Annotated in this window: 23 protein-coding genes; 14 read left to right on the top strand and 9 right to left on the bottom strand. The window is 74.0% G+C overall.

Annotated features, from left to right (window positions below):
* Positions 1 to 3: 3 nt before the first annotated feature.
* Positions 4 to 555, bottom strand: a complete 552-nt coding sequence (locus ABEA53_RS15820; protein WP_345482283.1) for a nucleotidyltransferase family protein — start codon at positions 553 to 555, stop codon at positions 4 to 6.
* Between the two features lie 53 nt (positions 556 to 608).
* On the opposite strand from ABEA53_RS15820, the gene ABEA53_RS15815 reads away from it, so the two are divergent.
* From ABEA53_RS15815 to uraH, 3 genes are read left to right on the top strand one after another with little or no spacing between them, the layout of a single operon-like run.
* The gene (locus ABEA53_RS15815) at positions 609 to 1,844 is read left to right on the top strand and encodes an MFS transporter (protein ID WP_345482282.1); all 1,236 of its coding nucleotides are present in this window, start codon (positions 609 to 611) and stop codon (positions 1,842 to 1,844) included.
* Positions 1,845 to 1,868: 24 nt separating this feature from the next.
* Positions 1,869 to 2,357, top strand: a complete 489-nt coding sequence (uraD, locus tag ABEA53_RS15810; RefSeq protein WP_345482281.1) for a 2-oxo-4-hydroxy-4-carboxy-5-ureidoimidazoline decarboxylase — start codon at positions 1,869 to 1,871, stop codon at positions 2,355 to 2,357.
* Positions 2,354 to 2,686 carry a hydroxyisourate hydrolase gene (gene uraH / locus ABEA53_RS15805; protein ID WP_345482280.1) on the top strand — a complete coding sequence of 111 codons (333 nt, stop codon included), beginning with the start codon at positions 2,354 to 2,356 and terminating at the stop codon, positions 2,684 to 2,686. The genes uraD and uraH overlap by 4 nt, the downstream gene beginning before the upstream one ends.
* Before the next feature lie 82 nt (positions 2,687 to 2,768).
* On the opposite strand, the gene ABEA53_RS15800 is transcribed toward uraH, so the two are convergent.
* On the bottom strand, positions 2,769 to 3,485 hold the full coding sequence (locus tag ABEA53_RS15800) for an HAD family hydrolase (RefSeq protein ID WP_345482279.1): 717 nt from the start codon (positions 3,483 to 3,485) through the stop codon (positions 2,769 to 2,771).
* A 65-nt stretch (positions 3,486 to 3,550) separates the two neighbouring features.
* Entirely contained in the window at positions 3,551 to 4,450 is a 900-nt protein-coding gene (gene pucL / locus ABEA53_RS15795) for a factor-independent urate hydroxylase (protein WP_345482278.1), read from the bottom strand.
* A gap of 68 nt (positions 4,451 to 4,518) precedes the next feature.
* Between pucL and ABEA53_RS15790 the strand changes: the two genes are divergently transcribed.
* On the top strand, positions 4,519 to 5,319 hold the full coding sequence (locus ABEA53_RS15790) for a GNAT family N-acetyltransferase (RefSeq protein WP_345482277.1): 801 nt from the start codon (positions 4,519 to 4,521) through the stop codon (positions 5,317 to 5,319).
* Here ABEA53_RS15790 and allB read toward each other — a convergent pair.
* Positions 5,306 to 6,619: an allantoinase AllB gene (gene allB / locus ABEA53_RS15785; RefSeq protein WP_345482383.1), complete on the bottom strand. Its 1,314-nt coding sequence runs from the start codon at positions 6,617 to 6,619 to the stop codon at positions 5,306 to 5,308. The genes ABEA53_RS15790 and allB overlap by 14 nt on opposite strands.
* Positions 6,620 to 6,817: 198 nt before the next feature.
* Here allB and ABEA53_RS15780 point away from each other — a divergent pair, with 198 nt between their 5' ends.
* Positions 6,818 to 7,402, top strand: coding sequence for a hypothetical protein (locus ABEA53_RS15780; RefSeq protein ID WP_345482276.1), 585 nt, complete (start codon positions 6,818 to 6,820; stop codon positions 7,400 to 7,402).
* A 68-nt stretch (positions 7,403 to 7,470) separates the two neighbouring features.
* A complete protein-coding gene (locus ABEA53_RS15775; protein ID WP_345482275.1) occupies positions 7,471 to 8,241 on the top strand; it encodes a dienelactone hydrolase family protein in 771 nt (256 codons plus the stop codon).
* A 206-nt stretch (positions 8,242 to 8,447) separates the two neighbouring features.
* On the opposite strand, the gene ABEA53_RS15770 is transcribed toward ABEA53_RS15775, so the two are convergent.
* Positions 8,448 to 9,029 carry an NADPH-dependent FMN reductase gene (locus tag ABEA53_RS15770; RefSeq protein ID WP_345482274.1) on the bottom strand — a complete coding sequence of 194 codons (582 nt, stop codon included), beginning with the start codon at positions 9,027 to 9,029 and terminating at the stop codon, positions 8,448 to 8,450.
* Between the two features lie 86 nt (positions 9,030 to 9,115).
* On the opposite strand from ABEA53_RS15770, the gene ABEA53_RS15765 reads away from it, so the two are divergent.
* Both ABEA53_RS15765 and ABEA53_RS15760 read left to right on the top strand, forming a co-directional pair.
* Positions 9,116 to 9,598, top strand: a complete 483-nt coding sequence (locus ABEA53_RS15765) for a MarR family winged helix-turn-helix transcriptional regulator (RefSeq protein WP_345482273.1) — start codon at positions 9,116 to 9,118, stop codon at positions 9,596 to 9,598.
* A gap of 31 nt (positions 9,599 to 9,629) precedes the next feature.
* A complete protein-coding gene (locus ABEA53_RS15760; RefSeq protein ID WP_345482272.1) occupies positions 9,630 to 9,845 on the top strand; it encodes a hypothetical protein in 216 nt (71 codons plus the stop codon).
* A gap of 93 nt (positions 9,846 to 9,938) precedes the next feature.
* Here ABEA53_RS15760 and ABEA53_RS15755 read toward each other — a convergent pair whose 3' ends face one another.
* Entirely contained in the window at positions 9,939 to 10,607 is a 669-nt protein-coding gene (locus ABEA53_RS15755; protein WP_345482271.1) for a response regulator transcription factor, read from the bottom strand.
* 117 nt (positions 10,608 to 10,724) lie between these two features.
* On the opposite strand from ABEA53_RS15755, the gene ABEA53_RS15750 reads away from it, so the two are divergent.
* The 6 genes from ABEA53_RS15750 (at position 10,725) to ABEA53_RS15725 (ending at position 15,917) form a co-directional block, all read left to right on the top strand.
* Positions 10,725 to 11,003, top strand: coding sequence for a GlsB/YeaQ/YmgE family stress response membrane protein (locus ABEA53_RS15750; protein WP_345482270.1), 279 nt, complete (start codon positions 10,725 to 10,727; stop codon positions 11,001 to 11,003).
* A 57-nt stretch (positions 11,004 to 11,060) separates the two neighbouring features.
* Complete coding sequence (locus ABEA53_RS15745; protein ID WP_345482269.1) at positions 11,061 to 11,654, top strand: GNAT family N-acetyltransferase; 594 nt, start codon at positions 11,061 to 11,063, stop codon at positions 11,652 to 11,654.
* Between the two features lie 52 nt (positions 11,655 to 11,706).
* Positions 11,707 to 12,831, top strand: a complete 1,125-nt coding sequence (gene galT, locus ABEA53_RS15740) for a galactose-1-phosphate uridylyltransferase (RefSeq protein ID WP_345482268.1) — start codon at positions 11,707 to 11,709, stop codon at positions 12,829 to 12,831.
* Positions 12,828 to 13,982 (top strand): galactokinase, encoded by a 1,155-nt coding sequence (gene galK / locus ABEA53_RS15735; RefSeq protein ID WP_345482267.1) that lies wholly within the window; start codon positions 12,828 to 12,830, stop codon positions 13,980 to 13,982. Before galT ends, galK begins: the two co-directional genes overlap by 4 nt.
* 85 nt (positions 13,983 to 14,067) lie before the next feature.
* Positions 14,068 to 15,093 (top strand): aldo/keto reductase, encoded by a 1,026-nt coding sequence (locus tag ABEA53_RS15730; protein ID WP_345482266.1) that lies wholly within the window; start codon positions 14,068 to 14,070, stop codon positions 15,091 to 15,093.
* The gene (locus ABEA53_RS15725; protein WP_345482265.1) at positions 15,090 to 15,917 is read left to right on the top strand and encodes a PhzF family phenazine biosynthesis protein; all 828 of its coding nucleotides are present in this window, start codon (positions 15,090 to 15,092) and stop codon (positions 15,915 to 15,917) included. Before ABEA53_RS15730 ends, ABEA53_RS15725 begins: the two co-directional genes overlap by 4 nt.
* Positions 15,918 to 15,958: 41 nt before the next feature.
* Here ABEA53_RS15725 and ABEA53_RS15720 read toward each other — a convergent pair whose 3' ends face one another.
* The 3 genes from ABEA53_RS15720 to ABEA53_RS15710 form a co-directional block, all read right to left on the bottom strand.
* A complete protein-coding gene (locus tag ABEA53_RS15720) occupies positions 15,959 to 17,200 on the bottom strand; it encodes an MFS transporter (protein ID WP_345482264.1) in 1,242 nt (413 codons plus the stop codon).
* A gap of 69 nt (positions 17,201 to 17,269) precedes the next feature.
* Entirely contained in the window at positions 17,270 to 19,942 is a 2,673-nt protein-coding gene (locus ABEA53_RS15715) for a molybdopterin-dependent oxidoreductase (RefSeq protein WP_345482263.1), read from the bottom strand.
* Positions 19,939 to 20,760, bottom strand: a complete 822-nt coding sequence (locus ABEA53_RS15710; protein WP_345482262.1) for an FAD binding domain-containing protein — start codon at positions 20,758 to 20,760, stop codon at positions 19,939 to 19,941. The genes ABEA53_RS15715 and ABEA53_RS15710 overlap by 4 nt, the downstream gene beginning before the upstream one ends.
* Position 20,761: the final 1 nt, after the last annotated feature.

The raw sequence follows: 20,761 nt of genomic DNA, 5'->3' as shown, positions 1-20,761 counted from the left end.
TCGTCACCGGTGGTCGACGTCGTCGCCGGTGAAGAGGTCGCCGCACTCGACGTGCTCGACGTCGTGCTCCTCGAGGTAGACCCGTCCGCCCTCGTCGCCGTGCAGCGAGTCGCGGAACCCGGCCCAGTGGTCGCGGCCGAGCAGCACGGGGTGCCCGGGCCGGCCGTCGTAGACGGCGCGGGCGATGCGGTCCCGCTCGGTGCCGCCGTCGAGCACGCGCTCGAGCACCGCGTCCGGCAGCTCGGGCAGGTCGACGAGCGTGATCAGCGCGGCGTCCGCCTCGGGCAGCGCCGCGACGCCGTCGGCGAGCGACGCGCCCATCCCGTCGCGCCACCGGTGCGCGACCACGACCTGCGCCTCCTCGGGCACCAGCTCCGCCGCCCGGTCGGCCTCGGCGCCGAGCACGACGACCACCGCGTCGGCCCCGCCGCGCTGCAGCAGCCGCACCGCCCGGACCACCCACGGCTCGCCGTCCGGCGTCCGCGCGAGCGCCTTCGGACCGCCGAACCGGTTCCCCGACCCGGCCGCGAGCACGACCCCCACGACGTCCGTCATCCCGTGCTCCCCTTCGTTGGCCGGCAAGCGGTTGCGGACCGTACCGTGGCGCGGTGCGCACCACCAGGACGAGCCCGTCACCCGTCCTCAAGCGCTGGCGCAACGCGGTCTTCACGATCTTCGCGCTCTGCGGCTTCGTGTTCGCGACGTGGGCGAGCCGGGTGCCGGCGGTCCGGGACCTGCTGCAGGCGAGCACGCAGGAGATGGGCTTCCTGATCCTCGGTCTGAGCGCCGGGTCGATCGTCGGCGTGGTCACCGCCAGCCACGTCATCGCCCGGCTCGGCGCCACGCGCACGATCCTCTGGGCCTACACCGCCGTGAGCGTCGCGATGATCGCGCTCGGCTTCGTCGTCGCGTTCGTGCCGGCGTTCGCGCCGATCTTCCTCGTGCTGCTCGTCGTCGGCGCCTCGAGCACGGTCGACGTGGCGATGAACCTGTCCGGCGCCGCCAACGAGCGGGCCATCGGACGCACGCTGATGCCGCTGTTCCACGCCTCCTTCAGCGGCGGCACCGTGCTCGGCGCGGGCGTCGGCGCGCTGCTGGAGCTGCTCGACGTGCCGATCGGGGTGCACTTCGTCGGTGTCGGCGTGGTCGCGCTCGTCACGAACCTCGTGCTCGTGCGGTTCCTGCAGCCCGCCGAGCAGCCGCAGGAGGACGCGGGGGCGCCTGTCGGCGGCTTCCGGTCGCGCCTCGCGGTGTGGAAGGACCCCCGTGTGCTGCTGATCGGCGTCATCGTGCTCGGGATGGCGTTCGCAGAGGGCAGCGCGAACGACTGGCTGAGCCTCGCGATGGTCGACGGCCACGGCTTCGACAATCCGGGCGGTGCCGCGGTGCTCGGCCTCTTCCTGGCCGCGATGACGGTGGGCCGCATCGTCGGCGTCGTCTTCCTCGACCGCTACGGCCGGGTGCCGGTGCTGCGGGTCTCCGCGGCGCTCGCCGTGGTCGGCCTGCTCGTCGTGATCACCGTGCCGGTGGACGGGATCGCCGTCGCCGGGGTCGTGCTGTGGGGGCTCGGCGCCTCGCTCGGCTTCCCGGTGGGGATGTCCGCCGCCGCCGACGACCCCCGCACGGCGACCGCCACGGTCGGCGCCGTCGCGACGATCGGCTACACCGCGTTCCTGGTCGGTCCGCCGCTGATCGGCCTGATCGGCGAGCACACCGGCATCCTGCGGGCGCTGCTCGTCGTGCTGGCCCTGATCGCCGCGGCGGGGCTCGCGTCCGGCGCCGCGCGGCAGCCGAAGGAGCGGCGGCCCGTGCCCGCCGCCGTCGCCCCCGAGGGCGTCGCCTAGCCCGCTCGCCCTAGTGTGAGCGGGGTGATCGACACCTCCACCCCGGCCGCGCGCGACCGGCTCGCCGCGGCCCTCGGGATCGCCCGGTGGGTCGACGAGGTCGCCGCGGGCGGCCCCTATCCGACGGTCGAGGACCTCGTCGCCGCCGGCGACCGGGCCGCCCAGGACCTGACGGACGGGGAGCTCGACGAGGCCGTGGCGCACCACCCGCGCATCGGCGAGCGCGCCGAGGGCGACGGCTCCTCCGCGTTGCTGTCCGCCGGCGAGCAGGCCGCGCTCGGCCGCAACGACGAGGGCGTCGACGCCGCGATCGCCCGCGGCAACGACGTCTACGAGCAGCGGTTCGGCCGGGTCTTCCTGATCCGCGCGGCCGGCCGCTCGCGGCAGGAGGTCCTCGACGAGCTGCAGCGGCGGCTGAAGGACGACGACGAGACCGAGGCGGCGGAGGCGAAGGAGCAGCTGCGGCAGATCGCGGCGCTCCGCCTCCGGACGCTGTTCGGGGAGGACGCGTGAGCCAGGTCACCACCCACGTGCTCGACGCCGCCTTCGGCACCCCCGCGGTCGGCGTCGGGGTCACGCTCGACCGGCAGACGCCGGACGGCTGGTCGGAGGTGGGCGGCGGAGCGACCGACGCGGACGGCCGCATCGCCGAGCTCGGTCCCGAGCGCGCGGAGGCGGGCGTCTACCGCCTCACCTTCGCCACCGGCGACTACTTCGAGGCGACGCGGCGACCGAGCTTCTACCCCGAGGTGCAGATCACGTTCCGCGTCTCCGGCACCGAGCACTACCACGTGCCCCTGCTGCTGAGCCCCTTCGCCTACAGCACCTACCGCGGCTCCTGATCTGATCGCGGATCCGCAGCTCCTCGGCGGATCCGCAGCGCTCCGGCGACAGGCTGCGCCCGAGGGCTCCGGATGCGCCGTGTCAACGCGGTCCTGCGGACCCGCGGAGCTCGGCGAGGGACGACAGCACCGCGTCGGGCCTCGGCCCGTCCTCCGGCAGCGACCGACCGTCGCGGCTGAGCCAGAGGCCGCGGATGCCCACCTCGAGCGCGCCCGGCATGTCGTGCCACAGGTTGTCGCCGACGAACCAGGTCTCGGCGGCCGGCTCCCCGGCCGCGGCGAGGGCGATCTCGAAGATCACGGGGTCGGGCTTCATCACCCCGGCGTCGCTCGAGACCACGAGCGGGTCGAAGCGGTCGGCCAGCCCGACCGCCGCCAGCTTGCCGCGCTGCACGACCGACGCGCCGTTCGTCACCATGCCGAGCCGCACGCCGTCGCGCTCGAGCGCCTCGAGGGCCGGCAGCACGTCGGGGTAGAGGCGCAGCGAGGCCCGCTCCTGCCGCGCCCACTCCTGCTCCGCGCGCTCGAGCTGCGCGGGGTCCTCGACGCCGCAGGCCGCGAGCGCGGCGCGCCAGACCTCGCGGCCGACGTCGTCGCCGCGCCTGCCGCCGAGCATGTAGTCCGTCTCGAGCTCCGGCCAGAGGCGCTGCCAGGCGGCGGTGTTCGCCGCCGCGAGGTCCTCGGCGCGCACGCCCGGCAGGTCCTCGGCCAGTGCGGCGCAGGTCGCCCGCATGGCGTCCGGCAGCCCGCCGCCGTCCACCAGCGTGCCGTCGAGGTCGAACAGCACGATGCGCGGCATCCGGCCATGCTGTCGGATCCGGGCCTGGTCCGCGGGCGACACCGGATCCCCGCAGCAGAGAGGGGTCAGACCAGCCCGGTGTAGGCGGACCAGGCCGCGCCCGCGGGCGCGGCGTCGTCGCGGACCGCGGAGGCGTGGATCAGACCGTAGGGGCGGTCGTCCGCGTGGAAGACCTCGTTCTCGTTCGACTCGTCGAACCGCGAGAAGTCGACGAGGAAGTGGTGCTTGTTCGGCGCCTCGAGGCGCATCTCGGCGATCGCGGGGTACGCCTCCATCGCCGCGCGCGCCATGTGCCACAGCGTCTGCTGCAGGGCGTAGGAGTCGAGGGTCGCGTAGGTCTCGAGCATGACCGTCTTCACGCCCGCGTACATCGCGTTCCAGTCGACGTCGGCGGCCGGGTCGGTGAGCCGCCAGCGGGCGGTGAGCGAGGTGGCCATGATGCGGTCGTCGGTGGGCTGCAGCGTCGTGTACCCGTCGACGAGGAAGTCCTTGAAGTGGCTGCCGGTGCTCTTCAGCACGATCAGGTCGGTGAAGCCCTGGACCACGTGGAAGGCCGACGGCTCCACCGTGACCGCGGCGGTGCGCACCTCCTGACCCGACCGCACGAAGGTGTGGTCGTGGTCGCTGCCGTCGACCGGCACCCGGGTCCAGTCGTAGCGCTGGATCTCGATGCGCGCGCCCGATACGGGCTCGACGTCGTCGACGAAGTGGCGGGCCAGCGACAGGCCGTACGCCTCGATCGGGTCCGGATCCATCTTCTTCGCCCAGACGTAGGCGGTGTTCTTCTGCGTGTCCGTCGGCAGCACGGTGCGCTGGTCGCCCTCGAGGTACGCGGCCGCGAAGTCGCCCTGCAGCGCGATCGAGACGTTCAGGTCGGTGATCCCGTGCCGCGGGGTGTCGCGGCGGATGCGGACGAGGCGCGTCTCCGCCTTGCCGTACTGGAACGGACCGAGCACGATCGACATGCGCCGACCCTCGCATCCGGATGTGTCGGGCGTGTGACACGAGGGGCGCCCGCCCGGACAGGACATCGATGACGGACGCCTCCGCCCTGCTCGCCGCCTACGACGCCCAGCTGCGCGGCGAGCACGAGGCGATCGGCGCCGAGCGCCGCTTCCGCCTCGGCCCGCTCTGGATCGGCGTCTTCGCCGAGGGCCGCGGGTTCATCAGCGGCCGCGACCTCGGCGGCCTCGACCCGCGCGGCGTGCGGGCGCTGGTCCGCGCCGCCACGGCGTTCCTCGCCGTCGACCCGGCGGTGCAGGAGGTGGAGTGGAAGACCCGCGCGCACGACGCCGCCGGAGGCCTCCACGAGGCGCTGGTCGAGGCCGGCTTCGTGCCGCAGGAGCCGGAGTCGATCATGATCGGCGGCGCCGAGCTGCTCGCGCTCGACCTGCCGCTGCCCGACGGGGTGACCGTGCGCCGGGCCGAGACGGACGAGGACGTGCGCCGCGCCTCCTACGCCGCCGACCGCGTGTTCGAGGGGGAGCCGCGGGAGGAGCGGGTCGCCGACCTGCTCGGCCGCGTCGCCCGCGGCGCGGAGGTGTGGATCGCGGAGGCGGACGGCGAGGTCGTCTGCTCCGGGCGCCTGGAGCCGGTGCCCGGCACGGACTTCGCCGGCATCTGGGGCGGCGCGACCGACCCGGCCTGGCGCGGTCGCGGGATCTATCGGGCGCTGACGGCAGAGCGGGCGAGGTCGGCGCTCGCGCGCGGCGTGCGCTGGATCAACAGCGACTCGACCGAGTTCTCCCGCCCGATCCTCGAGCGCAGCGGGTTCGTGAAGGTGTCGGCCACGACGCCCTACGAGTGGCACCGCCCGGCGGTCAGCCCCGCCTGAGCAGCCGGCCGCGCGGCGGGGCCGCCGGGTCGATCGGGGTCCCCGCCAGGACCGTGCGGCGCACGACGCCGACGAGGTCGTGGCCCAGGTACGCGCTGACCGGGTTGCGGAAGCGCAGCTCGTCGACCTCGACGCGGTGCGCCTCATCCGGCGCGAACACCGCGAGGTCGGCGTCCGCCCCGGCCTCGATGCGCCCCTTCGCCGTGAGCCCGACGAAGTCCGCGGTCGCGCGCGAGAACCAGCCGACGACGGTCTCGAGCGGCACCCCGCGGCGCCGCGCCTCCGTCCACACCGCCGGCAGCCCGAACTGCAGCCCCGCGATGCCGCCCCACGCCACCTGGAAGTCGCCGTCGCCCGCGAACTTGCGCTCGGCGGTGGAGGGGCTGTGGTCGCTGACGACGAGGTCGATCGTGCCGTCGACGAGCGCCGCCCACAGCGCGTCCTGGTTCGCGGCGTCGCGGATCGGCGGGCAGCACTTGTACTCGGTCGCGCCGGAGGGGATGTGCCCCTCGTCGAACACGAGGTAGTGCGGGCAGGTCTCCGCGGTGATCCGCAGCCCCTCGGCCTTCGCCTCCCGGACCAGCGGCACGGCCGACGCCGCCGACAGGTGCAGCACGTGCGCCCTGCCGCCGGTGCGCCGCAGCCCGTCGAGCACGGCGCGGATCGCGGCGGTCTCGGCCTCCTCCGGCCGCGAGGCGACGAAGGCCGGGTAGTCGCGGCCGCCCGCGTTCGCGGCGCGGTCGAGCACCGCCGGGTCCTCCGCGTGCACGATCAGGAGGCCGTCGAACGCCGCCAGCTCGTCGAGCGCGGCGTCGAGCTGCTCGCGGACGAGGTGCGGGAACTCGTCCACCCCGGAGGGGGCGAGGAAGCACTTGAAGCCGAAGACGCCCTCGTCCCACAGCGCGCGCAGCCGCCCCAGCGACGCGGGGACGGCGCCGCCCCAGAACCCGACGTCGACGAGCGCGGCCGGTGCGGCGGCGGCCCGCTTCACCTCGAGCGCGGGCACGTCGACCGTGGGCGGGATCGCGTTCAGCGGCATGTCGATCAGCGTGGTCACGCCGCCGGCAGCGGCCGCCGCGGTCGCGGTGCGGAACCCCTCCCACTCCGTGCGGCCTGGCTCGTTCACGTGCACGTGCGTGTCGACGAGGCCGGGCAGCAGCACCTCGTCGGGCGCGAGGCGGACCGCGTCGTCCGGGGCCTCCTCGATCGCGCCGACGCGGGCGATGCGGCCGTCCGCCACGAACACCGCGGCCGGGCGGAAGCCGTCGCCCACGAGCACGCGGTCGCCCGCGATCACCATGTCCGCCACGTCTGCTCCTTCTCGCCGAGGAGGGCGATTCAACCCGTCCGCTGTTTCCGTCGCGTGACGGGTGCGGCCGCGGCGATCGGCGAGACTGGCGCCGTGGGCGCGTCGAGCAGGCAGCAGGCACGGGATCGAGCAGCGGCGGATCGGGCGGAGACCGCGCGCCGCACGGGCCGTCGGCGGAGGCTCGTCGCCGTGCTCGTCGCGGTCGTCGTGGTGGTGGTCGCCGCGGGCGTCACCGCCGCCGTGCTGCTCTCCCGCGGCGCCGGCGCCGGGGAGGCCGTCGCCGGGCGCACGAGCGCTCCGCCGTGGGCGGCGCCGGCGGACGTCGAGGCCCGGGCGGAGGCCGCGGGGCTGCCGATGCTGACGGCGGAGGGGGAGGCGCTGCACATCCACGAGCACCTGACCGTCACGGTGGACGGCCGGGCCATCGGGGTGCCGGCGCTGCTCGGCATCGACGAGGCGGGGAGGCGGATCGCAGCGATCCACACCCACGACACGACCGGGATCATCCACGTCGAGTCCCCCGAGGTGAAGACCTTCCGGCTCGGCCAGGTCTTCACGGAGTGGGACGTCGCCCTCGGCCGCGGCCGGGTCGGCGGCTACCAGGACGGGAAGGACGGCGACCGCGTCGCGCTCTTCGTGAACAGGAAGGCGTACGCGGGCGACCCGGCGGCGCTCGCGCTCGGCAAGCGGCAGGACATCGACTTCGTGGTCACGACCGACGGCTCCGCCCCGAAGGCGCCGACCACCGCCTTCGCCTTCCCCGCCGGGTACTGACCCCGTCCGCTGCGCCCTTCCTGCACCTTCCGACCGCGCGGCCAGGACGCCGGGGCGAGGATGTGGACATGTCCTACGAATCCGTGCTGCAGACCGTCCTCGACCGCGAGCCCGAGCCCGCGGGCGGCATCACGACGGGCGACGTCGACTACGAGGCCGACGGTGTCGCGTACCGCGGCTACCTCGCCGCGCCCGCCGACGCGACGGGCCCGGTGCCCGGCGTGCTCGTGGTGCACGACTGGCTCGGCGTCACCGACGCGACCCGCATGCGCTGCGACATGCTCGCGCGCCTCGGCTACGCCGCCTTCGCCGCCGACGTCTACGGCGCGGACGTGCGCCCCTCCGACGCCGAGGCCGCCGGTGTGGCCGGCTCGTACTACGGCGACCAGGAGAAGTGGCGCGCGCACCTCACCGCGGCCCTCGAGCGGTTCCGCCAGGAGCAGGCCGTCGACACCGGCCGGCTCGCCGCCATCGGCTACTGCTTCGGCGGCTCCTCCGCCCTGCAGCTCGCGCGCGCGGGCGAGGACCTGCGCGCCGTCGTCAGCTTCCACGGCGGCCTGTCGACCGGGCCCGAGGGCGAGGCGGAGCGCATCAAGGCGAAGCTGCTCGTGCTGAACGGCGGCGCCGACCCGGTCGTCCCCGACGAGGCGGTCAAGGCCTTCGAGGACGAGCTGCGCGCCGCGCCCGAGGTCGACTGGCAGCTCGTCACCTACTCCGGCGCGATGCACGCCTTCACGGTGCCGACCGCCGACGCGCCCGACCACGGCGCCCAGTACGACGAGCGGGCCGACCGCCGCAGCTGGACCGCGATGAAGGACTTCTTCGCCGAGGTCCTGTAGGCGCACTGAAGCCCCGCCTCCGATCTGAAGGCGGGGCTTCGAACGCTCGGATCCGCGGGTTCGAGCGATGGGCTGTCAGCCTGAGGCGCGTGCAGCGCCTCGGGTACAGCACAGGCTTCGACGCGCTCGCGCGTCGAAGACCATCGAGCACCGAAGCGCCCCGCTCCTCGGAGGAGGAGCGGGGCGCTTCGGTCGTCAGGCGTGGGTCACGCAGGCACGGTGTCGTGCCCGTGGATGCCCTTGAGCGCGCCGGCCCAGGCCTCGAGCTGCGTGAACATGGTCTCGGCGTTCGCGTCGTGCTGGGGCCCCGGCGTGAAGGTCGACATGTTCTCGAAGTCGGTGAACAGGCTGAAGCCGAGCTGCTGGCGGACGTGCGCGAGCTGGAGCTCGGAGGCGACGAGGCGCAGCTGCTCGACGGCGCGGGCGCCCTGGAACGAGCCGTAGCTCGCGAAGGCCGCGGCCTTGTTGTTGAACTCGTGGTAGATCGAGTCCAGCGCGTTCTTCAGCACGGCGGAGAAGCTGTGGTTGTACTCCGGGGTGACGAAGACGTAGCCGTCGAACTCGGCGATCTTCGCGGCGAAGCGCTGGACCTCGGGGTTGGTCGGCGGCACGTACGCGGGCGACGCGGGCGCGTCGAAGAAGGGCATGGGGTAGTCGCGGAGGTCCACGAGCTCGTAGTCGGCGGCCGCGCGTCCGGCGGCCTTCTCGATCACCCAGTTCGCGACGGCGGCGCCGTTGCGGGGCTCGCGCGTGCTGCCCAGGATGACGGCGATCTTCAGGTCGGCCATGATTCCCTTTCGGAGAAGCGGTTGATGCGTCCACATTCTTGCACAGATCCATGACACGTCAACAACACGGTGGTATCGTCTCGGTCATGTCGGAGGCGATGGGACTGGACCCGGCCGATTGGGTCATGTGGCGTGAGATGACGGCGATGCGCGCCGGGGTCGACCGCGCCCTCGAGCACCGCCTCCAGCGCGACGCCGGCATCTCCGCCGCGGACTTCGACGTGCTGCGCAGCCTCGCGGACGCCGAGGGCCACCGCCTCCGGGCGGGCGCGCTCGCCGAGGCGCTCGGCTGGGAGAAGAGCCGCATCTCGCACCAGGTGCGGCGCATGGCCGATCGCGGGCTCGTCGACCGGCAGGACTGCCCGACCGATCTGCGCGGCACGTGGGTCGTGCTCAGCGAGACCGGCGCCGACGCGTTCGCGACCGCGTCGTGCGGCTACGTCGAGACCCTCGAGCGGACGCTCTTCTCGCGGCTCGACGCCGATGACCGCGCGGCGATGCGCCGGGTCGCCGCCGCGGTGACGGACGGACTGCTCGCACCTGACGTCCAGGCTTTCCCGACGCGCTGATGCCAGGGTGAGTCCCGTCGAAAGGATGCGGATGAACCCCATCAAGGCTTTGGTCGATGCCGGCTTCAAGAGCGAGTACGCGTACTGGGGAGGCTTCGTCTCCATCGGGCTCAGCTTCGCTTCCTGGGGCCTGTCGCAGCTGAAGGACTCGAACGACAAGGCGCAGTCCGACCGGTGGGGCATCTTCATCGGCCACTGGGCGCCGACGTTCTTCGCCCTCGGTGTGGCGCTCAAGCTCGAGGAGTAGTACTCCAGACGCAGGCCGGGACCGCACCTCGTGCGTTCCCGGCCTTCGTCGTACCCGCCGTCGGCCGGCAGGTGCTGCGTCGGACGCTGCGGCTCAGGGGCCGCCGAGCCAGTGGTCGATGCGGTGGTGGTCGGGGCGGAACCCGTTCGCGACGCCCCACAGCACCGCTCGCGTCCGGCTGTCGACCCCGATCTTGCGGTAGATCGAGCGGATGTAGGACTTCACCGTGTTCGGGCTCAGGTAGGTGAGCTGGGCGACCTCGGCGTTGCTCTTGCCCTGCGTGATGAGCGCCAGGATCTCCGACTCGCGGTCGGTGAGCCCCTGCTCGCGGCCCGGCCAGTCGAGTCCCGGCGCGCTGACGACGCGGCCCGACACCTCCGTCACCACGACCTCGCCCCCGTGGATGCGCTCGAGCGCCGACACGAGCTCCTCCGCGGTCATCGCCTTCGAGAGGTAGCCGCGCGCGCCCTGGCGCAGCGCCGCCTCGACGAGCTCGGGGTGGAAGTTCCAGGTGTACAGCGCAACGCAGCCGGCCTTCGGGCTGCGCAGCAGCGCCGCGACCTCCTCGTGGTCCGACTCGGGCTGCGCGAACGAGTCGTAGAGCACCACGTCGGCCCGGTCGTCGAGCGTCGTCTTCGCGTCGATCTCCACCACGACCACGCGGTCGCGGTGGTCGTCGAACAGGTGCGCCAGCCCGATGAGCACCACGTCGTAGTCGTCGACGAGGGCGACCGTGAGCGGTTCCGCGAGCACTGTGGACATGCGCGGAAGGTACACCCCTAGGGGTGTGCCGAGCGGTTCCAGGAAGTGGTCGAGTGGTGCTCAGCCCGCAACCAGGGCCATCACAGCGCCGCACGGCGCCAGAACAGGGAGGCAGCAATGGGCATCCTCGGCACCCTCATCACCGTCATCGTCGTCGGACTGATCGCGGGCTTCATCGCCCGTGCGGTCGTCCCCGGCCGCCAGAGCATGGGCATCGGAGCCACGATCGTGCTCGGCGTCATCGGCTCGTTCATCGGCGGCTTCCTCGCCTACGTGATCTTCCGGTCGGACGCGAGCGACGGCTTCCTCCAGCCCTCCGGCATCATCGGCGCGGTCATCGGCGCGATCATCGCGCTGCTCATCTACACGGCCGCCACCCGCCGCCGCACGGTCTGACCGCCGGTCCGTCACGTCCCCTCGCACCGCGTCGCACCGATGCGGTTCGATGGGGACGTGACCGGCCCGATCCTCGAACCCGCGCTGCTCGTCGGCGACCACGTGCGACTCGAACCCCTCGACCCGCGGCACGCGCCCGGTCTCGCCGCCGCCTCCGCGGACGGGGAGGGGTGGCGCAAGTGGACGACGACCGTGCCGACGCCCGACGGCGTCCCGGCGGAGATCGACCGTCGCCTCGCCGAGCACGCGGCCGGGCGGATGGTGCCCTGGGCGACCTGCCTGCCCGACGGCACCCCGGTCGGCATGACCACCTACATGAACATCGACGAGCCCAACCGGCGCCTCGAGATCGGCTCCACCTGGCTCGCGGCGTCCGCGCAGGGGACGGAGGTGAACCCGGAGGCGAAGCTGCTGCAGCTCGCCCGGGCGTTCGACGAGCTCGACTGCATCGCGGTGGAGTTCCGCACCCACTGGCACAACCGGCAGTCGCGCCGGGCCATCGCGGCCCTCGGCGCGAAGCAGGACGGCGTGCTCCGCAACCACTCGATCTGGCGCGACGGCACCCTGCGCGACACCGTCGTCTTCTCGATCCTGCGGGAGGAGTGGCCCGCGGTGCGATCGGGGCTCCGCGCCCGGCTCGGCGCCGCCTGACCCGCGCCGCTACGCTCTTCGGGGCCTCCGACCCGGGGGCCGGAGAGGCACCATGTCGGACATCGCGATCCGGCCGACGCGACTGGCGGACGGCCGAGAGCTCATCTACTTCGACGACGCGGGATCCGCCCTGCCGCCGGAGCGGTCCGCGGATCCCCGGCACCTCGACCCGCGTCCGCCGACGGCGACGATGCGGCTCGACCTGCTGACCGGGGACTGGGTGTCGATCGCCTCCGCGCGCCAGAACCGCGCGTTCCTGCCGCCCGCCGAGTTCGACCCGCTGTCGCCGCAGAGCGAGACGAACCCGTCCGAGGTGCCGTCCCGGTACGACGTCGCGGTGTTCGAGAACCGGTCGCCCTCGTTCGGTCCGGCCCTCGGGGACGCGGAGGACGCACCGGAGGGGCTCGAGGACCTCGCCCGCCTGGCGGTCGGCCGCACCCGCACCTCCGTCGGCCGCACCGAGGTCGTCTGCTTCGACCCGCGCACCGCCGGCTCGCTCGCCGACCTGACGCCGAACCGCGTGCGCACGGTCGTGGAGGCGTGGACCCACCGCACGGCCGCGCTGTCCGCGATGCCGGGCGTCGAGCAGGTGTTCCCGTTCGAGAACCGCGGCGAGGCGATCGGCGTCACGCTGCACCACCCGCACGGCCAGATCTACGCGTACCCCTACGTCACCCCGCGCACTCAGCGCCTGCTGGACACCGTCGACCGGTACGACGGCGACCTGTTCGCGGACCTGCTCGAGTTCGAGCGCGGCGGGGAGCGCGTCGTGCTCGAGAGCGGGTCCTTCACCGCGTTCGTGCCGTTCGCGGCGCGGTGGCCGGTCGAGCTGCACCTGCTGCCGCACCGCCACGTCGCCGACTTCACCGAGCTGACGGACGCGGAGAAGGACGAGCTGTCGCGCGTCTACCTCCGGCTGCTGCGCGCCGTCGACGCGCTCTACGACACCCCGACCCCGTACATCTCGGCCTGGCACCAGGCTCCGGTGCACACGCATCGCGACCGGGTGCGGCTCAACCTGCAGATCACCTCCCCGCGCCGCGGACCCGACCGCCTGAAGTTCCTGGCGGGCAGCGAGGCCGCGATGGGCGCCTGGATCGGCGACCTCGTGCCCGAGCAGACCGCGGAGCGCCTGCGGGTCGCGCTCGCCACCGCCGACGCGGAGCGTCCGCTGTGACCGCTGGCACCGGGACCGTCGCCGCGCTCTTCCGCCGCGCCTTCGATGCGGAGCCCGCCGGGTTCTGGCGCGCTCCCGGGCGCGTGAACCTGATCGGCGAGCACACCGACTACAACGACGGCTTCGTGCTGCCGTTCGCGATCGACCGCGCGACGACCATCGCGCTGGTCCCGCGCGACGACGACCGCATCCGCCTGATCTCCACGTTCGACGAGGCGCTCGTCGAGTCGGACCTCGCCGCCGTCGCGGCGAACGAGTTCTCCGGCTGGTCCGCCTACCCGCTCGGCGTCGCGTGGGCGATCGGCGAGCGGCACCCGTCGGCGCAGCAGCGCGGCTTCGACCTCGCCGTCGACTCCGACGTGCCGGTCGGGGCCGGGCTCTCCTCCTCCGCCGCCATCGAGATGGCCGTCGCCGTCGCGCTGAACGACGTCTGGGGCCTCGGGCTCGACCGCACCGAGCTCGCCCGGATCGGACAGCGCGCCGAGAACGTCGCGGTCGGTGCCCCGACCGGCATCATGGACCAGTCCGCGAGCGTGTTCGGCCAGCAGGACGCCGCGGTGTTCCTCGACTGCCGCAGCCTCGAGGTGCGGCAGGTGCCGCTCGGCTTCGACGCGGCGGGCCTCGTGCTGCTCGTCGTCGACACGAGGGTCGAGCACCAGCACGCGACCGGCGGCTACCGCGACCGGCGTGAGGCGTGCGAGCGGGGCGCGGCCGCGATGGGCGTGCCCGCGCTGCGCGACCTGTCGGTCGACGACCTGCCGCGCGCGCGGCAGCTGCTCGACGACACCACCTACCGCCGCGTGCAGCACGTCGTGACCGAGGACGCCCGCGTGCTCGAGAGCGTGCAGGCGCTCGAGTCCGGCGACCTGGTGCGCTTCGGCGAGCTGATGGACGCGAGCCACGTCTCCATGCGCGACGACTTCGAGATCAGCGTGCCCGAGCTCGACGCGGTCGTGGAGGCCGCGCAGGCGGCCGGCGCGCTCGGCGCCCGGATGACCGGGGGCGGGTTCGGCGGGTGCGCGATCGCCCTCCTCCCCGCCGACGAGGCGGAGGCGCTCGCCGCGGACGTGCTGCAGGCGTTCTCGGACCGCGGCTGGCGCGAGCCCGTGCCGTTCACCGTCGTGCCGTCGGACGGCGCCCGCGCCCTCTGAGCCCTTTCATCGATACGGAGATCCGGAGACAGGATCTCCGTATCGATGAAAGGGGGCGTCCAGCACGGGCGTGGAGACTCGGCCCATGCGGTACAGGACGATGGGCAATACCGGCACGGTGGTGTCGGTGCAGGCGCTGGGGACGATGACGTTCGGTGCGGAGGCGGACGAGGACGCCTCGGGCGAGATCATCGAGGCGTACGTGGCGGCCGGGGGCAACTTCCTCGACACGGCCGACGTCTACACGAAGGGCGTCTCGGAGCAGATCATCGGGCGCTGGCTCGCGTCGCACCCGACCGACGCCCAGCAGCTGGTGATCGCGACCAAGGGCCGCTTCCCGATGGGGCCCGGCGCGAACGACTACGGCGCCTCCCGCCGCCACCTGACGGACGCGCTCGACTCGAGCCTCGCGCGCCTCGGCGTCGACTCCGTGGACCTGTACCAGATCCACGCCTGGGACGCCCTCACCCCGATCGAGGAGACGCTGCGCTTCCTCGACGACGCGGTGCGCGCCGGGAAGATCAAGTCGTACGGCTTCTCCAACTACCTCGGCTACCAGCTGACGAAGGCGGCCTGGATCGCGAAGGTGCACGGCTGGGCCGCCCCCGTGACCCTGCAGCCGCAGTACAGCCTGCTGGTCCGCGGCATCGAGCACGAGATCGTGCCGGCCGCGCTGGACCAGGCGATCGGCCTGCTGCCCTGGTCGCCGCTCGCCGGCGGCTGGCTGTCCGGCAAGTACACCCGCGGCACCGCGCCCACCGGCGCGACGCGACTGGGTGAGAACCCGGAGCGCGGCATGGAGGCGTGGGGTCCCCGCAGCGAGGACGACCACACCTGGGCCGTCATCGACGCGGTGAAGGAGGTCGCCGACGCGGCCGGCACCACCTCCGCGGCGGTCGCCCTGGCCTGGGTCGACGCGCAGCCCGGCGTCACGAGCACGATCCTCGGCGCGCGCACGGTCGAGCAGCTGCAGCAGAACATCGCCGCGGTCGACCTCGACCTGGGCGCGGACGCGCTCGCCCGCCTGACCGAGGTGAGCACGCCCCGCACCGAGGTGTACCCGTACGGGCCGCAGGCGGTCCAGCAGCGGTTCCGCGCACTGGTCCCGTGACCCGGCTGCCGTTCCGGCAGGTCGACGTCTTCCCGGGTTCCCCCCTCAAGGGGAACCCGGTGGCCGTGGCGCTCGACGCCGACGGTCTCGACGACGACGCGATGCGCGCCTTCGCGCGGTGGACGAACCTGTCGGAGACGACGTTCGTGCTGCCGCCGACCGACCCCGGCGCCGACTACCGCCTGCGGATCTTCACGCCGGCGGCGGAGCTGCCGTTCGCCGGGCACCCGACGCTCGGCTCCGCGCACGCCTGGGCCGAGCACACCGGCTCGACCGCGGACCGGCTCGTGCAGCAGTGCGGCGTCGGCCTGGTCGACGTGCGGCGCACCGACGACGGCTGGGCGCTCGCTGCTCCGCCGCTGATCCGCTCCGGCGCCGCCTCGGAGGCGGAGCGCGCGGCGGTCGCGCGCGGCCTCGGCGTCGACCCCGCCGAGCTGCTCGCGGTGGAGTGGGTCGACAACGGCCCGGGCTGGATCCTCGCGGTGCTGCAGGACGCGGACGCGGTGCTCGCGCTCGAGCCCGACCTGACGGCCATGAGCGTGGACACCGGCGTCGTCGGACCGCACGCGCCGGGCGGCCCGGCGGACTACGAGGTGCGGGCCTTCGTGCCAGCGCTCGGGGTGGCGGAGGATCCGGTGACGGGCAGCCTCAACGCCGGCATCGCGAGCTGGTTCCTCGCCTCCGGCCGCGCCGCCGGGTCGTACACGGTCCGGCAGGGCGCCCGCGTCGGCGCCGACGGCCTGGTCCGCGTCACCGAGGAGGACGGCCGCATCTGGATCGCCGGCGCCACCCGGACGGTCGTCGCGGGCACCGTCGACCTCTGACCCTTCGTTTCGGAGACGTGGAACGCCCCCGGAACGAAGGATCAGGCGCGGGCGATCCCGGGAGGGCGGCCGCGGGCGGCGACCGCGCCGGCGATCGCCGTGCCGACGAGCAGCGCGGCGGCGCTCCAGGCGAGGGCCGGGGCGACGCCCACGAGCTGGCCGAAGAAGCCGACGGTGAGGCCGCTGCCCATCCGCAGCCCGTTCGCCGCCATGCCGTAGAGGCCCACGACGCGGCCGCGCTCGCCGGGAGGGGCGAGCAGCTGCACCACGGTCTGCGAGATCGACATCGACGCCAGGTTCGCCATGCCGCCGACGAACAGCAGCGGCAGCGCGAGCCAGTACCAGCCGGTCATCGCGAAGCCGAGGATCGCGGCGCCGTAGGCGAGGGTGCTCACGACCGCGGCGCCGACGGTCGTGGGGATGCGCCGCGTCGCCTCCAGCAGGACGCCGCCGACCACGCCGCCCGCCCCGACGGCGAACAGCAGCGCGCTGTAGGCGATGCCGTCGCCGCTGCCGAACCGGTCGGCGAAGGCGGGCATCGTCGTCTGCAGGGAGGCGCCGATGAAGAACGAGCCGAGCCCGGCCAGGACGAGCATCGACACGAGCGTGCGGTCGGTGCGGATCAGGCGGAGGGTGCGGAACGCCTCCCGGAACCCGGCCGCCGGCCGCGGCGCTCCGGCGTCCCGCACGTGCCCGGTGAAGCGGGTGCGGAACAGGAACACCACGAGCGGCACGTAGAAGACCGCGTTGACGAGGATGCCCGCGGTCGGCCCGAGCCCCACGAGCAGCGCGGCGCCGACGACCGGGCCGGCGAGGATGCCGAGGCTGCGGAACGTGGAGTTGAGGCGCACGGCGCTCGGCAGCTCGGCCGGGCTGACGAAGTCGTGCAGCATCAGCTGCTCGGCGGGGCCCCACAGCGCGCCGGCCGTGCCGTGCAGCACGAGCAGCAGCCCGGCCGCCCACACGGTGAGCGTGTCCGTGGCGAACAGCACGCCCCACGCGATCGACACGAGGGCGAACAGCGCCGCGCCCACCTGGATGATGCGGCGGCAGTCGTAGCGGTCGGCGAGCTGCCCGAACGGCACCGACAGCAGCAGGAACGGCAGCCAGTGGCTGATGACCTCGAACCCCGCGAGCGCCGGGGAGTGGAACCGCTGCCACAGCACCCAGTACGTGATGACGTGCTCGATGTTGTCGGCCATCATCATCAGCGCCGCGCCGACGAGGTAGACGGCGCACTCGCGGTTGCGCAGCGCCGCGAAGCGGCGGGGGACGTCGGTCATAGGGGACTCATTGTGCGCGGTGTTCGTTGTCGCCGCCGACAAATCGCCGCGGGCCTCCGCTGCCGGGGCTCAGCGGTGGAGGAGGCGCCAGACGCGGTCGCGCGACATCGGCAGCTCGTGCGGGCGGACCCCGACGGCGTCGCGGATCGCGTTCGCCAGCGCGGGGGCGACCGGGTTGTAGGGCGCCTCGCTCATCGACTTCGCCCCGAACGGCCCGAGGTCGTCGTACGTCGCGGCGAAGCGCACCTCCGTCCGCGGCACGTCGGCCATCTGCGGCACGTGGTAGTTCCGGAGGACGCGGGTGGTGACGTGGCCGTCGACGACGGTCACCTCCTCGTACAGCGCGGAGCCGATCGCCTGCGCGGGGCCGCCCTCGACCTGCCCGCGCAGCTGCTCGGGGTTCAGCACGGTGCCCGCGTCGACGCCCTGCACGGACTTCAGGATGCGGACCTCGCCGGTGCCGACGTGGACCGCGACGCGGAAGCCGTGCACGTTGAACGCGAGCCCGCGGGGCGTGCCGTCCGCGGTCCCGGTCGTCATCAGCGGTGCGAAGGCGCCGAGGGGCGCCACGCCGGAGGGGGTGCGCACGCCGTCGGGGCCGAGCGACGCGCCGGGGCCCGCCGCGGCCAGCACCCGGTCCCGCAGCGCGAGCGCCGCGAGGTGCACGGCCTTGCCCGCCACGACGGTGCCCGCGGACCCGAAGGCGCCGGTGTCGTACCTCGCGCCGTCGGTGTCCGACTGCCGGATGCGCACCCGGTCGGGCGCGATCGCGAGCAGCTCGGCGACGATCTGCGCGTGCACCGTGGTCGTGCCGTTGCCGAACTCGGCGGTGCCGACGTCGAGGGAGGCGCCGCCGTCCGGGTCGAGGCGCAGGCGCACCTCGCTGAAGTGGCCGCGCGGCGGCATCGTCGCGATCATGCCGAGCGCCATGCCGGAGCCGAGCCGCCAGTCGGGCCCGTGCGGCGTGGGCTCGCCGGGCTCCTCGAGCGCCGCCTCCGCGAGGTCGAGCGCCTCCGGCAGGCCGTAGCCGCCGTACTGCAGGTCGGTCTCCTCGTGCGGGTCCGTGACGACGATCGGGTCGCCCGGCGCGATCGCGTTGCGGCGCCGCAGCTCGAAGGGACTGATGCCGACGCGGCGGGCGACCTCGTCCATCGCGGACTCGAGCGCGAACATCACCTGGCCGAGGCCGTAGCCGCGGAACGCGCCCGAGGGCGGGTTGTTCGTGTAGACGGCCTCGGTGTGCACGCGGCGGTTCGGCGCCCGGTAGACCGCGAGCGACTCGTGGCTGCCGTGGAACATGACGCCCGGGCCGTGGTTCCCATAGGCGCCGGTGTCGGCGAGCACGTCGACGTCCATCGCCGTGAGCACCCCCTCCGCCGTCGCGCCGAGCGTCACGGCGACGCGCTTCGGGTGCCGCAGCGGCGCGATCGTGAACTCGTCCTCGCGCGTGAACTCGTACTGCGCGGGTCGCCCGGTGCGCAGCACGGCGAGCGTCACGAGGTCCTCGGTCAGCAGCTCCTGCTTGCCGCCGAAGCCGCCGCCGACGCGCGCGGTGAACACCCGCAGCCGCTCCGGCTCGAGCCCGAACAGCCGGCAGAGCTCCGCGTGCACGAGGTACGGCACCTGCGAGCTGGTGCGCAGCACGAGGCGCCCGTCCGCGTCGAGCCACCCGCGCGTCGCGTGCGTCTCGAGGGACGCGTGCGCCACCCGCGCGGTGCGCCAGGTGCCCGACACGACGACGTCGGCCGCCTCGAGCGCCGCGTCGACGTCGCCGAGCTCGCCGTGCTTCTGCGCGACGACGTTGCGGCCGGGCTCGCTGATCCGGGTCGCGAGGGGGTCCTTCTCCCCGTGGACCAGGGGAGCGCCCGCGCTGCGCGCCTCCTCCGGGTCGAACACCGCGGGCAGCACCTCGTAGTCGACGGCGATCGCCCGGCAGGCCGCCTCGGCGAGGCCGATCGTCTCGGCGACGACGGCGGCGACGCGCTGCCCCGCGAACCGGATCACCGGGTCGAGCACGAGCGTGTCGTCCGGGTCCTCCAGCCGGTTCTGGTGGCGGCCGGTCGAGAACAGCACGTCCGGGGCGTCCTCGTGCGTCAGGACCGCGAGCACCCCCTCCATCGCGAGGGCCGCGGCGGCGTCGATCGACCGGATCCGCGCGGAGGGGTGCGGGCTCTTCAGCACCGCGATGTGGGTCAGCGCCGTCGTCGCCAGGTCGAGCGTGAACGGCTCGCGGCCCGTCACGATGCGCTCCGCCGCGGGGGCGCGGACGGCACGGCCGATGCCGCCGGCGACGCCGCGCTCCTCCGTCGTGCTCCGGCCCGCGAGCGCGTCGTGGATGCTGCGGTAGCCGGTGCAGCGGCAGAGGTTGCCCTTGAACAGGCGCGGCAGGTCCGCCTCGTCGGCGGTGCGCACCTCCTCCGTGGAGGCGGTGACGACCATGCCCGCGGTGCAGAAGCCGCACTGGAAGCCGGCGGCGTCGACGAAGCGCTGCTGCACTGGGGAGAGCTGCTCGGGCGTGCCGAGCCCCGCGACCGTGGTGACCTCTCGGCCGGCTGCCCGGTGGGCGGGCACGATGCACGAGTGCACGGGCTCGCCGTCGAGCAGCACCCCGCAGGCGCCGCAGTCGCCCGCGTCGCACCCCTTTTTCACCTCGGTGCGGCCCGTCTCCCGCAGCAGGGTGCGCAGGCACTGGCCGGGGAAGGGTTCGGCGTCGACCGGCTCGCCGTTGACCGCGAACCTCATCGCGCCGCCTCCGCGCCGGCGAGCTCCTGCCGGATCTCCTCGGCGAGCAGCCGCGACACGGCCTCGCGCCAGTCGGCCGCGCCGTGGGCGTCCGTGAACCAGGAGGGGATCGCCGCGACGGCGGTCGCGAGCTCGGCGGCGGAGGGGAGGGAGGGGAAGCGGACGACCTCCGGCCGCGTGGTGCCGCCGGTGACGCAGAGCACGAACGCGCCGTCGGCGTCCTGCCGCGCGGCGAGCACGGTGCCCGCGCGCCCGAGCGGGGACAGCGCGATCCGCCGGAAGGCGGTGCGGGCGGCGAGGGGGACCGAGTCGAACTCGATCGAGCGGATCACCTCGCAGGGCACGAGGGTCGTGGTCCGCTGAGCGAGCACGGCGTCCGCGACGCGCTGCCGGCGCTCGCCGCCGTCGGGCGTCCAGATCACGAGCTCCGCGTCGAGCGCACCGCCGAGGCCGATCAGCGCGCCCGCCGCGAGGGCGGTCGCGATGTTGCCGCCGACGGTGGCGGTGTTCCAGACCTTGAAGGACTGCAGCAGCGACTCCGCGCACTGCCGGAAGAGGGGCAGCGCGCGCCATCCGGGGTCCGCCGGGATGCGGGTGAGCTGCGCGATCGTGCACGTCGCCGCGACGGACAGGCCGCCGTCGGGTCGCCGCTCCCAGGGCGTCCAGCCGAGCGCCGTGAGGTCGACGAGGCCGGTGAGGTGGTCCTGCGGCTCCGAGAACAGCCAGGTGCCGCCGCCGAGGGGGATCACGGTGTCGGACAGCGCGAGCTCCACCCGCGTCGTCGGCAGCCGCACCTCGGTGAGCGTCGGCAGGTCCATC

This window comes from Amnibacterium soli, assembly GCF_039544415.1.
Lineage (GTDB): Bacteria > Actinomycetota > Actinomycetes > Actinomycetales > Microbacteriaceae > Amnibacterium > Amnibacterium soli.
Note: the sequence above shows the minus strand (reverse complement) of the source record. Positions and strands in the feature narration are given on the sequence as shown.

Coding starts and splice junctions, on each gene's coding strand:
- ABEA53_RS15820 (WP_345482283.1), bottom strand. CDS start 555: ATGACGGACGTCGTGGGGGTCGTGCTCGCGGCCGGGTCGGGGAACCGG.
- ABEA53_RS15800 (WP_345482279.1), bottom strand. CDS start 3,485: ATGCCGCGCATCGTGCTGTTCGACCTCGACGGCACGCTGGTGGACGGC.
- pucL (WP_345482278.1), bottom strand. CDS start 4,450: ATGTCGATCGTGCTCGGTCCGTTCCAGTACGGCAAGGCGGAGACGCGC.
- ABEA53_RS15790 (WP_345482277.1), top strand. CDS start 4,519: ATGACGGACGCCTCCGCCCTGCTCGCCGCCTACGACGCCCAGCTGCGC.
- allB (WP_345482383.1), bottom strand. CDS start 6,619: ATGGTGATCGCGGGCGACCGCGTGCTCGTGGGCGACGGCTTCCGCCCG.
- ABEA53_RS15775 (WP_345482275.1), top strand. CDS start 7,471: ATGTCCTACGAATCCGTGCTGCAGACCGTCCTCGACCGCGAGCCCGAG.
- ABEA53_RS15770 (WP_345482274.1), bottom strand. CDS start 9,029: ATGGCCGACCTGAAGATCGCCGTCATCCTGGGCAGCACGCGCGAGCCC.
- ABEA53_RS15765 (WP_345482273.1), top strand. CDS start 9,116: ATGTCGGAGGCGATGGGACTGGACCCGGCCGATTGGGTCATGTGGCGT.
- ABEA53_RS15760 (WP_345482272.1), top strand. CDS start 9,630: ATGAACCCCATCAAGGCTTTGGTCGATGCCGGCTTCAAGAGCGAGTAC.
- ABEA53_RS15755 (WP_345482271.1), bottom strand. CDS start 10,607: ATGTCCACAGTGCTCGCGGAACCGCTCACGGTCGCCCTCGTCGACGAC.
- ABEA53_RS15750 (WP_345482270.1), top strand. CDS start 10,725: ATGGGCATCCTCGGCACCCTCATCACCGTCATCGTCGTCGGACTGATC.
- galT (WP_345482268.1), top strand. CDS start 11,707: ATGTCGGACATCGCGATCCGGCCGACGCGACTGGCGGACGGCCGAGAG.
- ABEA53_RS15730 (WP_345482266.1), top strand. CDS start 14,068: ATGCGGTACAGGACGATGGGCAATACCGGCACGGTGGTGTCGGTGCAG.
- ABEA53_RS15720 (WP_345482264.1), bottom strand. CDS start 17,200: ATGACCGACGTCCCCCGCCGCTTCGCGGCGCTGCGCAACCGCGAGTGC.
- ABEA53_RS15715 (WP_345482263.1), bottom strand. CDS start 19,942: ATGAGGTTCGCGGTCAACGGCGAGCCGGTCGACGCCGAACCCTTCCCC.
- ABEA53_RS15710 (WP_345482262.1), bottom strand. CDS start 20,760: ATGGACCTGCCGACGCTCACCGAGGTGCGGCTGCCGACGACGCGGGTG.